General features: G+C 71.9%; 10 protein-coding genes. 1 reads left to right on the top strand and 9 read right to left on the bottom strand.

Annotation, left to right across the window (positions count from 1 at the left end; all coding sequences use genetic code 11):
- Positions 1–38: 38 nt before the first annotated feature.
- Positions 39–1859, bottom strand: a complete 1821-nt coding sequence (locus ACFKCF_RS12765) for a DUF1996 domain-containing protein (RefSeq protein WP_394493259.1) — start codon at positions 1857–1859, stop codon at positions 39–41.
- Positions 1860–2100: 241 nt separating this feature from the next.
- On the opposite strand from ACFKCF_RS12765, the gene ACFKCF_RS12760 reads away from it, so the two are divergent.
- Positions 2101–3015: a CHRD domain-containing protein gene (locus ACFKCF_RS12760; protein WP_394493257.1), complete on the top strand. Its 915-nt coding sequence runs from the start codon at positions 2101–2103 to the stop codon at positions 3013–3015.
- A gap of 58 nt (positions 3016–3073) precedes the next feature.
- Here the strand turns inward: ACFKCF_RS12760 and ACFKCF_RS12755 are convergent, their stop codons facing one another.
- From ACFKCF_RS12755 to ACFKCF_RS12720, 8 genes are all read right to left on the bottom strand, one after another.
- Positions 3074–3595: a hypothetical protein gene (locus tag ACFKCF_RS12755; RefSeq protein WP_394493255.1), complete on the bottom strand. Its 522-nt coding sequence runs from the start codon at positions 3593–3595 to the stop codon at positions 3074–3076.
- A gap of 120 nt (positions 3596–3715) precedes the next feature.
- Entirely contained in the window at positions 3716–5422 is a 1707-nt protein-coding gene (locus ACFKCF_RS12750; RefSeq protein ID WP_394493253.1) for a hypothetical protein, read from the bottom strand.
- A gap of 6 nt (positions 5423–5428) precedes the next feature.
- Entirely contained in the window at positions 5429–6100 is a 672-nt protein-coding gene (locus ACFKCF_RS12745; RefSeq protein ID WP_394493251.1) for a polysaccharide deacetylase family protein, read from the bottom strand.
- Positions 6101–6164: 64 nt separating this feature from the next.
- Positions 6165–6863 (bottom strand): class I SAM-dependent methyltransferase, encoded by a 699-nt coding sequence (locus tag ACFKCF_RS12740; RefSeq protein WP_394493249.1) that lies wholly within the window; start codon positions 6861–6863, stop codon positions 6165–6167.
- 3 nt (positions 6864–6866) lie between these two features.
- Positions 6867–8078 (bottom strand): glycosyltransferase, encoded by a 1212-nt coding sequence (locus ACFKCF_RS12735; RefSeq protein WP_394493247.1) that lies wholly within the window; start codon positions 8076–8078, stop codon positions 6867–6869.
- A 110-nt stretch (positions 8079–8188) separates the two neighbouring features.
- Positions 8189–10315, bottom strand: a complete 2127-nt coding sequence (locus ACFKCF_RS12730) for a hypothetical protein (protein ID WP_394493245.1) — start codon at positions 10313–10315, stop codon at positions 8189–8191.
- On the bottom strand, positions 10312–11532 hold the full coding sequence (locus ACFKCF_RS12725) for an acyl-CoA reductase (protein WP_394493243.1): 1221 nt from the start codon (positions 11530–11532) through the stop codon (positions 10312–10314). The genes ACFKCF_RS12730 and ACFKCF_RS12725 overlap by 4 nt, the downstream gene beginning before the upstream one ends.
- A complete protein-coding gene (locus ACFKCF_RS12720; protein WP_394493241.1) occupies positions 11532–12557 on the bottom strand; it encodes an acyl-protein synthetase in 1026 nt (341 codons plus the stop codon). The genes ACFKCF_RS12725 and ACFKCF_RS12720 overlap by 1 nt, the downstream gene beginning before the upstream one ends.
- Between the last annotated feature and the right edge of the window lie 75 nt (positions 12558–12632).

Below are 12632 nucleotides of genomic sequence, written 5' to 3'. Positions count from 1 at the left end.
ACCTGCTTCCCCACAGGTCGGGCTCGATGCTGTCGCTGTCAGCAGTTCTTGCCGTTGTTGACGCAGCGGACGACGGTGTTCATGAGCCGCTGCGACATCACGCCGATGGCGCCGGCGTGGTCGGTGCTCGGGTCGTTCTGCTCGCTCGCGAATCCGTCCACCGCGAAGGGGACGTCTCCCGAGGTGGGCACGTCGTCGTAGGTCAGCGTCATCCGGAGCTGCGGTACGGCCTCGGTGCCGCTGGGGCAGGCGCCGCTCTCGTCAGGGAAGACGAGGTGCGTGCGGTGGTCGGCGCTGTCGAGGTTCTGTCCGTCCCAGCAGCTGGGCATGTCGAAGACCCGGACCAGGTCGCTGCCCGAAGGGCAGATCGGATACTTGTCGGTCAGCCGGTCGGTGAAGCCCGTGCAGGTGAACGTCGGGCGGGCGTTCTCGGCGCCGTTGCTGGCTGCCCTGGCGTCGCCGGAGACCATCCTGAGGAATCGCGGCGCCGCCGTCACCTCCGAGGTCAGGTTGCCGCGGTATTCGAGCCGCACCGACGTGGGCTGTACGGGGGTGCCGACGTTGTTGGTGTCGCCCTCGTCGGCGGATTCGTCAGCCGATTCGTCGGCGGATTTGTCGGCGGATCCGCGTACGCGCAGGGTTGGCCAGAAGTAGGCGGACCGGTCGTCGCTGGTGCGGCAGGTGGTGTCCGCGGCGGCCAGGCTCTCGTTGGTCGAGAACGCGTCCGTGGACGTGTTGCCCACGTAGTCCTGCTTGAGCTGGGCCCCGTCCGACATGCCCGGGGCGAGGATGAGATTGTCGGTGTTGGAGTGACCGCCGCTGTTGGTGCCGCATTGGGAGACGTACGTGCCCGTCGAGGCGTTATCGCCCGCTTGCGGCTGTTCCGCTTTGGGGACGTCACGGATGTCGACGAAGTCGTCGGCCGACAGCCCGGCGTCCGCCGAGTTCTGGGCGGAGTCGCCGAGCGCGCAGGTGGCGAGCTCGTCGAGGCCGGTGGGGCGTTCGGCGACGCGTCCGATGGCTATGGCGATGCGGTCGATGGCGGCGGCGCGTTTGTCGGTGAGTGGGCCGAGGATGGCGTTCTGGACGAAGTTGGGGCCTCCTTGCCCTGTCGAGGTGGCGAGTCGGTTGTTGGCCTCCTGGAGTTGTTTGTCGAGTTGGTCGAGGTTGCGGTCGACCTCGGCCTTGGCGGCGGCCGGGATGTCGGGCAGCTTGTCGGCCACGTTCGGGCAGACGATGGTCTGCGCCGCCGAATCCGCCGTCTGGCTGCCGCTGGGCTCAGGTGTGGCCGAGCCGGTAGCCGGGGGTGCGGTGGTTTGTTCCGGCGAGGTGGCCTGGTCGGTCGGGGTGGCTTGATCGGTCGGGGTGGCTTGGTCGGTCGGGGTGGCTTGGTCGGTCGGGCTGGGCTCCCCGGATGGGGCGGTGGAGTCGCCGAGCGCGCAGGTGGCGAGCTCGTCGAGGCCGGTGGGGCGTTCCGCGACGCGTCCGATGGCTATGGCGATGCGGTCGATGGCGGCGGCGCGTTTGTCGGTGAGTGGGCCCAGGATGGCGTTCTGGACGAAGTTGGGGCCTCCTTGTCCTGTCGAGGTGGCGAGTCGGTTGTTGGCCTCCTGGAGTTGTTTGTCGAGTTGGGCGAGGTTGCGGTCGACCTCCGCCTTGGCGGCGGCCGGCACCTCAGGCAGCTTGTCGGCCACGCTCGGGCAGACGATGCCCTCGGCCGCGACCGTGCTCAGATAGACATCCACCGCCCCGGTCTGCGCGTACGGCGGGGAGCCTGACAGGACGAGCGCGACGCTGCCGCTCAGGCAAACCGCCCCCAACCACGGCCTGAACCGTCTTTCCCCCGATGGACTCCACATGCGACCACTCCCTCCGGTTTCGTGACGTGGGCAAGGAAAGTCCGATCTTCGACAGGTACGGGGGTGTTTACGGGAGGGTTCACCGCCTGCGCCCGGAGGAAGCCGCCAAACCGCCTCCTACCAGCGCGAACGCGTATTTATACACATTCGCGGATTGAACCCGGCACGAGCCCCGGGTCGTACAACCGGGCGTCGAACACCGCTCCGAGCCTCACCCCTGAGGCAACCGAAAGGGTCAATCATGACGAAGCGCATCCTCACCGCCTCCGGCCTCGCGCTCGCCACCGCGCTGATCGCCGCCTCCGTCAGCCCGGCCACGGCACAGGCGGACACGCAGTCGAGCACCGACGTCTATCTGGCGGCCACGCTGCTGGGCACGAACGAAGTGCCCGCCCCCGGCGCGAAGGTGGGTGACCGGAACGGCAGCGCGATCGCCGTGTTCCGCGTCCATGGGCAGCAGGTCGACTATGCGATCCGCTGGCAGAAGGTGGCCGCTCCGACCGCGTTCCACATCCACCAGGGCAAGGCCGGCAAGAACGGCGACGTCAAGATCCCGTTCTTCGGCGCGGCGCTGCCCGCCTCGCTCAGCGCCGTCAAGGGCACCGTCACGGTCAAGGACCCCGGCCTGCTCGCCAGGATCGCGAACAACCCCAAGGGCTGGTACGCCAACCTGCACACGGGCGAGTTCCCCGGCGGCGCCGTCCGCGCCCAGCTCCACCGCGTACGCCCCGTTTCGCTCGAATCGGTGCTGGCCGCCGGCTCGTCCCACCACACGCTCACCGCACTGGCCGACGGCCGCCAGGAAGTGCCCGCGCCCGGCACCAAGGTCGGCGACAAGGACGGGCAGGCCGCGTGGCTCGTCTGGGTGAAGGGCACCAAGGTGCACTTCGCCACCGCCTGGAAAGGCGTCGCCCCGCCGACGAACGGCCACGTCCACCGCGGCGTGAAAGGCAAGAACGGCCCGGTGGTCGTGGACTTCTTCGCCGCCGCGAAGGGCCTGCCGGCCGGCGTCAACGGCATCGCCGGCACCGGCACCGCCTCGGCCAAGGTCGCCGCCGGCATCAGAAACAACCCCAAGGGCTGGTACGTCAACCTGCACACCGCGGAGTTCCCCGGCGGCGCGGTGCGCGGCCAGCTCCACAACGGCGGCTGGTAACAGCGCACACGAACGCGCCGCGCGGGATCCCACCCGCGCGGCGTTCGCGTGTCCCGGCTCAGGCGCTGATCAACGCCACCAGGACGAGGACCGAACCGCCCATCACCACCGTGTGCCGGACGTTCTGCAGACCCGGCATCACCCAGCTCGGGAAGACGCTCCCACCCGCCTTCAGCAGCGCCGGCACGTCGATGCGCCGCAACATCGGGTCGCCCTTGCGCTCGAAGGCCTTCTGCACGGACTTGGCGGCGGTCAGCTGGCTGTAGAGGATCAGGACGTTGCCGACGAGCACGAGCGGCTGGAAGACCCAGGACAGGACCGGCCCCCAGTGGTTTCCCATGAGGTTGAGCACGGCCAGGACCGTCATGATCAGCGCGACCGTGGCGGGCACGATGGTCTCGTGGCCGCCGGCGTCGAAGTTGATGTTGTTCTCTTCAAGGACGCGGACGGGGGCGCCCTGGCGCTCCAGCTCCCGCTCCGCGGCGATCCCCGCGTCGCGGCCGTAGCGGTGGCGTACGAGGGGGATGCTCACGAAGGCGAGGGCGACGAGCAACTGCAGAACGGCGGCGAAGGTCATCATGGCGGGGGCTCCTCAGCGGTGCATAGGGTGTGCTTCTTCGATGAGGAAGACGATGCCGACCACCGCTGCTCCCACGCTGACCGCGCGCTGTCACGGCCCCGCCGCCGCGTAACAGCGACATCACCCTCGCCCAGACGCTCCCGACTCGCCCGGCGCTTCCGGCCCGCCCGACTCGCCCGGCGCTTCCGGCCCGCCCGACTCGCCCGGGGTTTCCGGCTCGTCCGGCCCGGGCGTGGCGGGTGACGGCGCGTTCGGCGTAGAGGCGTTCACCGTGGGCTCGCCCGGCAACGCCTCGTCCGCCGAAGCACCATCCGCCACGGGGGCGATCGCTGGAAGAGCGTCCGGGACGGTGTCGGTGGCGTCCGGAGCAAGTGCCGGCGGCGTGAGCGGGGCCCGGGGCTTGGGGCGTAGCGCGCGTCCGACCCCCCGTACCGAAGCGACCACCACCCGCCCCGCACCCCCCACCAGCAGCGGCACCAGCAGCACCCCCACGAAGATGGGCGAGGCCATGTACCGGAAGTCCTGCGCCGAGATGTTGGCCAGCACCGTGAGCTGCTGCCCGGCCACCACGGCCGCCACCCCCAGCACGTACCGGTTCCGCAGCGCCAGCGCCCCCAGCGCCACGGCCAGGTACGACACGTACGCCCACAACGCCCCCCGCCACAGCACCCAGTCGTACTGCGGCGCCAGCGCCCCGGTCAGCCACGGGTCGGCCACCTGGTTCAGCTCCCACGACTTCGGCCGCAGCGAGAAGACCCACCGCCCGGGGAAGTCGGGCACCTTGTTCGGCCCGACGTAGGTGTCGGCGTTGGGCCGCCGCGAGAACCGGTACGTCATCCCCCCGATGGCGAACTCGTCCTGCACGGGCCGCCACGCGATCGCCCCCCGGCACAGCCGGGTTTCGATGATCATGCGGGGTTCGGAGACCAGCAGCCGTTTCCACAGGTCGAGCAGCTCGGAGGCATGCGCGTCGGCCTGCGGCCAGCTGAAGTCCCCCCGCCAGATCAGCGGGTTGATCGTGTAGCAGGTGCCGCCGTCCCACCACCGCGTCAGCGGCGCCACGGTGGCCATCAACGCCTTGTCCTGCTCGGTGAACAGCTCGGGACGGTCCCGGTACGCCACCGCGATGTCGCCGAAGGCCGTGTGGTAGACGTACGTCTTGGCCGGGGCCATGATGCCGAACTGCGGGAACACGAAATTCGTGAGCACCAGCGGCAGGGCAGCGGCGAAGGTGCCGGCGAGCAGCAGCCGTACGCGCATGGTCCTGACGATCACCAGCAGCGCGAGGACGGCGACGCCCACGACGAGGAAGCCGTTCGCCCGGAACAGCCCCAATGCCGTGAAGAGCAGCCCGAGCCCGACGAGCGTGGGCACGGTGACGGCGCGTCTGGCCGCGATCCGCGCGCACACGCCCGCGACGGCGATCGCGCAGATCGTGAACGGCACGTCCTTCCACAGCGTCACCGAGAACGCGCCCACGGGCGGCGCCAGCGGCATGAGCATCGCCACGAGCGTGGTCGGCAGGCGCGGCGCGCCGAGCGCCTTGAGCGACTGCGCCAGGTACGTCAGCGCCGCCGCCATGGCGGTGGTCTGCGCGAACGTGACCGCGCCCAGGTCACCCGTCTTGGTGAAGCTCAGAGACAGCAGCGCGTCGTAGAGCACCGAGTGGTCGCTCACCCAGGGACCGACGACGGTGTGGCTGAGGTACAGGACCGAGTCGCGGCTGAACAGGCCAGGGTAGAAGGCCGCCCACCAGCAGGCGAGGACGGCCTGGACGATCAGGAAGGTCGGGATCGCGACCCACGGCCTTGGCTTCGCGGTGCCCATGGGCTGTCAGGGGTAGCTCACTCCGGGCTCGGGTTTCTGGCCGCGTAGCAGGGTCGGCACCGTGACGAGGTGGTAGCCCTGCTTCTTGAGCTCCTTGAGGATGGAGGGCATGGCCTTCACGGTCGCCGGGACCGTGTCGTGCATGAGAATCACTCCGTCGCGCTTGGCCAGCCTGAGGACGGCGGCCTTGATCTTCTTGGCGTCACGCAGCTTCCAGTCGAGCGTCGTGCCCGTCCACAGCACCTGCGCGAGCTCCACCTCGTCGGCCACGCCCAGCACGCGGTCGTCGGTGTGCCCGTACGGCGGGCGGAACATCGCTGGCCGCAGCCCCGTGGCCTGCTGGATCTCGTCCTGCGTGGTCTTGAGCTCGTCGAGGATCTCCTCGTCGAGCAGTGCCGGCAGGGAGGCGTGCGACCAGGTGTGGTTGCCGATCGCGTGTCCCTGCGCCAGCGTCTGCTTGGCGATCTTCGGCCGCTGCTCCACCTGCTTGCCGACCAGGAAGAACGTGGCCTTGGCCCCTTCCTGCTTGAGAATCTTGAGCAGGGTCGGGGTGCCCTCGCCCGGACCGTCGTCGAACGTCAGCGCCAGGCACTTGACCCGGTCACAGTCGACCGTCGCCGCCTGGGCGGGCAGCGAGGTCGTGGCCAGTACGGCCGCCAGCAGGGCATGAATCACCACGGGTCACAGCCTATGGCCAATGCCCGCAGACCGTGGAACACCAGACGTCTCGGTCTGAACACGCTCATCTCCCGAGCCGGGCCCGCAGGAACAGCGTGACGCCCTTGAGTGACTTGACCGGCAGGTACCGCTCGGCTCGCACGACCGCCGACAGGCCCGCGTTGACCAGGAGCGGCATCTTCCGCAGGTCGCTGCCCCTGGACCGGCGCCGGTGCCGGGCGACGAGGGGGCGGAGCAGCACGTTCCAGCTCCAGACGCGATCGACCTTCAGCCCCGCGTGCTCCACCACGACGGTCAGCGATTCGCGGGCGTAGCGCCGCACGTGCCCGACCGCGTCGTCGTGGGCCGACCACAGCGCCATGTCGCACGGGACCGCGATCAGCGCATGCCCGCCGGGCGCCAGCACCCTGGCGATCTCCTCCACGACCAGGTGGTCCTCGCGGACGTGCTCCAGCACGTCGAACGCGGTCACCAGGTCCAGGCTCCCCGGTTCGAACGGCAGCGCCCGCGCGTCGGCGCGCACCGCCTTGAGCCCGCGGTCCCTGGCCACCTCGACCGCCGTCGCGCACGAGTCCGTAGCGGTCGCCTCCCAGCCCTCCTCGACCAGCACTCGGGTGTTCCCGCCGCCGGCGGCGCCGATGTCCAGCGCCCGCCCGGGACGGCCCAGCCCGCGCAGCTCCCTGCGCAGGATGGCCCGGCGCTCGCGGTACCACCAGTGGGTGTCCTCGAGCGCGATCAGGCGGCGGATCTCAGTGGTTTCCATCGATCAGTTCCTCGTACGGGAGAAGACCCAGCGGTCCAGGGCGGTGAAGCGGATCAAGGTGAGCAGGCAGTACGTGCCGGCGACCGCGCCGACCTCGGTCAGCCGCCCGGCGCCGCGCGGCAGCGCGAGCACGGCCATGGTGGTGAGGGCGTAGTTGGCCAGGAAGAACGTCGCCGCCCGCACGTGCGTGGCGGCGCGCCGGTGGAATGTCCAGCGGCGGTTCGCCTCGGTGCCGACGACTCCGGCGAGGACGAGCGCGGCGAAATTCGTCACCGCCTGCGGCCAGACATCGCGCAGCGGCAGGTAAACGAGCGCGTACAGAATCGCGGAAACCACGCCTGCCGCGGCGAACGAGGTGAATTTCGCCATCGTCACCGCTCGGGGACGCGCCACGACCGCGTCCGGATGCGTGGGCGCGAGCTCGGACCGCGCCACCTCGACGCGGGCCCGGCCCATCGACATCGACCAGGCGACCCTGGCCAGCCCCTTGAGGTCGTCGACGGCAGTCCTGAAGATCTTCACCCGCGAGTCGGTGTCCTCGATCCAGTCCACGGGCACCTCGTGCACGCGCAGGCCGTTGTGCTCGGCCAGCAGGAGCAGCTCGGTGTCGAAGAACCACGAGTCGTCCTCGACCTTGGCCATCAGCGGCCTGACCACGTCGGCCCTGGCCGCCTTGAAGCCGCACTGGGCGTCGCTGAAGCGGACGCCGAAGCCGTACCTGAGCAGGGCGTTGTAGGCGCGGGACACCACCTCGCGGCGCACCGAGCGGCGGGTGCGCGCGCCGCGCGCGAGCCGGCTGCCGATGGCGATCTCGGAGTGGCCGCTGGCCACCGAGGCGACCAGCGGGAACAGGGCGCCGAGGTCGGTGGACAGGTCGACGTCCATGTACGCCACGATGTCGGCGGGGCTGTCCTGCCAGGCCGCGCGCAGCGCCGCGCCCCGGCCCCGGATGTCGAGCCTGCGGACGTGGACGCGCTCGAACTGCCCGGCCAGCTCGTTGGCGACCGGCCACGTGGCGTCCGTGCTGCCGTTGTCGACGATCGTGATGCGCCACGGCAGCGGGAAGCCGTCGCCGAGGAAGCGGGCCAGCGTGCGCACGCAGCCGGGCAGGGCGCGCTCCTCGTTGAGCACGGGGATGACGATGTCGACGCTCGCCGGCCGGGCCGTGGTGTCGAGAACGCGGGGGCTCGGCTCCGTCGCGGCACGCGTTTGCATAGGAGTCCCTGATCCTGATCGGTGGCCGTACGTCCACGGAAATGTTCCTGGGGCCGTCCAGCGGGGCGCGCGCCGTTTCTCTTGCAGCATTCCGGGAGAGGGAGAGACCTTTACCGGGCGGTGAGCTGGTAAACGGAGCAGGTCGAATTGCGGAAGCGCAGTCGCGCGTATTTCCCCAATTCCGGGTTCGTCCCGGTGAAGAGCCACTTGACGCCGTAGTCCGCGGCGAGGCGCCGGACGTTCTCCGCCGTGGGCGCCCGGAAGACCGCGTCGTTCGCCACCAGCCGTGCGGGATCCGCGAAGGGCACCTCGAGATACGGCGAGACGAACAGCTCGGCCCGCGACAGCGTGCTCTCGGCGTAGGCCCATCCCTCGACCAGCACCCGCCGCTCGGTGAACCCCGACACCCAGTAGTGCCGGCTGTCGCACCCGGGCGCTTCGACGGGGCGGCAGTGCAGGTCGGTGGCCACCACGTCGCCGGGCGAGGAGTGCGCGCGCAACCACCGCCCCGCCCGCAGCGCCCCCGCGGGGATCTCCATCTCGCGGTCCTCGGGAACCACCCGCAGGGCCAGCGCCCCCGCGGAGGCCGGCACCGCGTACCCCGCCAGCAGCGCCACCACCGCCAGCACGGCCCCGCGCCGCCACAGCAGCACCGCCGCCGCCACCACCGCGAGCACGAGGTACGGCACCACCACCCGCGCCATCGCGCCCCCCGGCACCTCGATCCACGCGGCGACCAGCGCGACCCCCGCCCCCGCCGCGACCAAGGCCCACGGCACCCGCCGCCCGGCCACCCCGCACACCGCGACGACCGACAGGTAGGGCCGCACGCTCTCCAGGAAGTACAGCTGCGAGTCCGACGGATGCCCGAGCACCACCGCCGCGCCCACCCCCGCCGCCCCCATGCCGAGCAGCAGCGACATGGACGGCTCCAGCGCCCGCCCGCCCAGCGACGCCACCCCGCCCCACACGCAGAGCAGGCAGAACAGGTGCACGACGGCCAGGACCAGCAGCGGCGTCACCGGCACGGCGGCCAGCTCGGGCGCCCTCACCCCCGTCACCAGCCCATAGAGTCCCCGCATCGCCGAGAACGGCGCGATCGTCGTCCCCTGGGCCCCCCGCCCGAACACCACGAACTGCGCGACCAGCAGGCACGCCAGCGTGATCCCGGCCACGCCGAGCCACGCCCCCGGCACCCGGCGCTCCACCGCCCACCGCACGGCCACCACGACCAGCAGTCCCGCGAGCAGCAGCGGCAGGAAGGTGGCCTTCGCCCCGGTCAGCGCCAGCAGCAGCACGACCAGCGCCGCCCAGCACCGCCGCCCGCCGGTCAGCAGCAGCACCACGGGCGCGAACAGCAGCGCCCCGAACGTCTGCGTCGGGCTGGCCCAGGCGGTGAACATCGGCCGCGTCGTGAAGACCACGTCCTCCCGGAGGACCGGGCCCAGCAGGAGGTACGCCACCCCGGCCGCCGCGACCCCGGCGCCCCAGCTCCCGCCCAGCCGCCGCCCGAGCACCGCCACCAGCACGACCATGGCCGCCGTCATCGGCAGCGTGGCCAGCCGGTAGACCAGCGTCACCGGCTCGATCCCGGTCACCCAGCTCGTGGCGGCCAGCTCGGCGTGGACGAACCAGTGATAGGAGAGCCGCTCGCCCAGGACGGACGGCAGCGTGGGCGGCACGTGGTGCTTGATCTCGCCGACCAGCGCCAGGTGGTAGGGCAGGTCCACGTACGCGGCGGAGATCGGCACGCGGTAGAGCTGGACCGTGCTCCACGCGATCAGGTAGGCGACGGCCGTCGCCAGCGCCCACGCGCACCACGCGGGCACGCGCTCCCTGCCGGCCCGCCCCCGCCAGTGCCGCCGCAGCCGGGGCACGCAGGCGAACGCGCAGAGCACCCCCGCGGGCGGCACCAGCACGAGCAGCGGCGCCCCGGCCGCCCTCGCCGGCAGGTAGGCCAGGACCTCGACCGCGTACCCCAGCGCCAGCCCCGCCGCGACGTCCTCGGCCGTCGAGCTCCCGCCGCCGGTCAGCGCCCGCCACAGCAGCGTGCCGGGCAGCGCCACCCCCGCCCCGAGATAGGCCGCGAAAACGGCCAGGTCGCGGGCGGAGACCCCGCACCACAGGAACACGGCAACCGCACCGGCGCACACGACCGCGGTGGGCAACCACCCGAGCCACCGCCTGGACGACGCCGGCCGCCGGGCGAGCCAGGCCGCGGGTGGCGCGAACGTCATCTGATCACGGTCACCAGTCGCGTGAACTCGGCCGGGAGATCGAACCCGTCCCACACCCGGTGGAAGCTCAGCGCGCTCCCGATCGGCACCATGCGATCGACCCCGCGCCCGCCCAGCTCCCTGGCCAGCTGCTCCAGCTCGGCCCTGGCGAACCCGAAGTGCGTCATCGTCTGGTCCCGCCGCTCGACCAGCGAGGCCAGCTGGGCCAGCGACCCGAGCCTGGCGTGCGCGAACGTCCCGGCGCCCAGCCACTGCCTGGGCACGGCGGCGGCGGCCGACAGCGTCACGTTGGCCAGCGCGTTGCCCCGGAACTCGATGCTCTCGGCCAGCCCGTCGGCGGCCAGGCCGTAGGTGGAGACCCGCTTCTCCACGGCCATCGCGGCGTCGACGCCCCACCCGCGCACCGCGACCACGCGCGACACGTGCTCGCAGAAGTCGGCCCGGGCCGTGTCGCAGTCGCCCTCCGCGCCCACCCAGAACACCGTCCTGGGCGAGGAGCAGGCGGCCTGGTCGAACCAGTAGGTGTCGTTGACGAAGCCCTCGGCCACGGTGACCCGCGCGGACCTGGGCGCGCACAGCCAGGCCGCCGCCCCCACGACGGCGAACGAGGATCGGTCGGGGAAGACCAGGTCGCGGGCGTGCGGGGCCAGGGGGTGCCGCCGCATCTCCTGCACGGTGCGGTCGCCGCCCCACACCACCCGCAAATCGCAGGCGGCGGACAGGGCGGCGGTGACGCAGTCGCTGCGGCCGTAGGAGACGATGCGCTGGGTCGCCGCGATGACGGGGTCGGCGTCGGCCAGCGCGTCGTGCAGCGTCTCCAGGATGACCTCGGCGACCGCGCCGGAGCGCGGCGAGAGGCGTACGACGTTGCGGTTTCCCATCAGGGCCGACAGGGCCCAGGAGTAGACGAAGACGGTGTCGACGTTGGCGGGCGGGATGTGGAAGACCATGCCGCGCGGGACGCGTACGTGCTCGTTGGCCAGGCCGTCGACGGTGCGGGCCAGCTCGCTGGGGCGCAGGAAGAAGCCGAGCGAGCCCAGCTCGGGGTGGCGCCGCGCCAGCGCGGGCCGCAGCAGCCGCTTGCCGAAGGCCGCGAGGAACTCGCGTATCCGCTCGTCGCCCACGTCGAGCCCGCCGCGCAGCTCACCCAGAAGGTCCTCGGCGGAGGCCGGCGCGGCGGCGGGGAAGCGCACGTCGAGCTTCGGGTCGTCCAGCATCAGCCACGCCCCATGGTGTCGCTGCAGCCGCGCGCCTCGGCCCTGGGCAGCCTGCCCAGGACCTCGAACCGCTTGCCCGGCCAGCACCCGTCGTCGACGCCGCGCACCACGCCCAGGTCCTCGGTCAGCAGGACGTGGCCCGGGTAGGAGGTGGGCAGCGTGCTGACGACCTCGATCAGGCCCGGCTCGCCGACGGGGGCCTCCTGCCAGGTCTCCGGGTCGCGGACCACGACATCGGCGAAGTCGGGGCAGTAGAGCCCGTCGCCGTCTGGCCCCTCCAGGAAGACGGTCCCGATCTGCTCGACCATCCCGTAGAAGTTGTGCACCCGGGTCAGCCCGCACTCGGCCGCCAGCCGCCGCCGGAACTCGGCGTTGTCCACCGCCTGCTCGGCCAGCCGCTTCCACCCGCCGGAGTGGACCAGCACCCCCTGCGACAGGTCGGCCCCGAGGTCGCGCAGGTGGAGCCAGACCATGAACGTGAACCCGAAGATCAGGAAGCGCTCGCCGCCGTGGCGCGCCAGGAACCCCTTGACCGCCTCGGCGTCCAGCCGTCCCTGCTCGTCGAGCACGAACGTGTGGTCCCTGCCGAAGTTCATCATCCCGAGCACCCCGGCGCCACGGGCGCTCAGCGTGGGGTCGCGGACGACCGAGCGGCTGTCCACGATGAGCATCGGCAGCCGCCGCCCGCCCAGCACCTCCCTGAGCGTGGCCGCCAGCATCCGCGGCTGCGTCGCGGCGGCCTCGCGGTCGAGGTAGACCCGGCTCGGCCGCTGCCCGGTGGTCCCGCTGGAGGTCAGCACCCTGAACACCTGGTCCTCGGGCACGCTGCGCAGCTCGTGCGTCTTGAACAGCCGCACCGGCAGCCAGGGCAGGTCCGCGAGCCGCTCGTACGGGGGGCTGGCCCGGATGGCGTCGAGAACCCGCCGGTAGGGGGCGCACGCCCGCCGATGCCGCTCGGTCAGCGCCGCCAGCTCGCCCACCAGCGCCGCCTCCCGCTGAGGCTCCGCCAGACTGAAAACGCTCATCCGCCACCCTCCGCCCGGCCGGAGCCGCCCGTGAGCCCGGCACGCCGCGCCGGGCGGCCGCCCGCGGAGCGTGGC

Source organism: Nonomuraea sp. JJY05 (genome assembly GCF_043496855.1).
In the GTDB taxonomy this organism is placed as follows: domain Bacteria; phylum Actinomycetota; class Actinomycetes; order Streptosporangiales; family Streptosporangiaceae; genus Nonomuraea.
This window is presented reverse-complemented; position numbering and strand designations above follow the sequence as displayed.

Excerpts from the sequence above, each read along its gene's own strand:
- ACFKCF_RS12735 (WP_394493247.1), bottom strand. The coding sequence starts at position 8,078 with ATGCAAACGCGTGCCGCGACGGAGCCGAGCCCCCGCGTTCTCGACACC.
- ACFKCF_RS12730 (WP_394493245.1), bottom strand. The coding sequence starts at position 10,315 with ATGACGTTCGCGCCACCCGCGGCCTGGCTCGCCCGGCGGCCGGCGTCG.
- ACFKCF_RS12720 (WP_394493241.1), bottom strand. The coding sequence starts at position 12,557 with ATGAGCGTTTTCAGTCTGGCGGAGCCTCAGCGGGAGGCGGCGCTGGTG.
- ACFKCF_RS12755 (WP_394493255.1), bottom strand. The coding sequence starts at position 3,595 with ATGATGACCTTCGCCGCCGTTCTGCAGTTGCTCGTCGCCCTCGCCTTC.
- ACFKCF_RS12750 (WP_394493253.1), bottom strand. The coding sequence starts at position 5,422 with ATGGGCACCGCGAAGCCAAGGCCGTGGGTCGCGATCCCGACCTTCCTG.
- ACFKCF_RS12740 (WP_394493249.1), bottom strand. The coding sequence starts at position 6,863 with ATGGAAACCACTGAGATCCGCCGCCTGATCGCGCTCGAGGACACCCAC.
- ACFKCF_RS12725 (WP_394493243.1), bottom strand. The coding sequence starts at position 11,532 with ATGCTGGACGACCCGAAGCTCGACGTGCGCTTCCCCGCCGCCGCGCCG.
- ACFKCF_RS12760 (WP_394493257.1), top strand. The coding sequence starts at position 2,101 with ATGACGAAGCGCATCCTCACCGCCTCCGGCCTCGCGCTCGCCACCGCG.
- ACFKCF_RS12765 (WP_394493259.1), bottom strand. The coding sequence starts at position 1,859 with ATGTGGAGTCCATCGGGGGAAAGACGGTTCAGGCCGTGGTTGGGGGCG.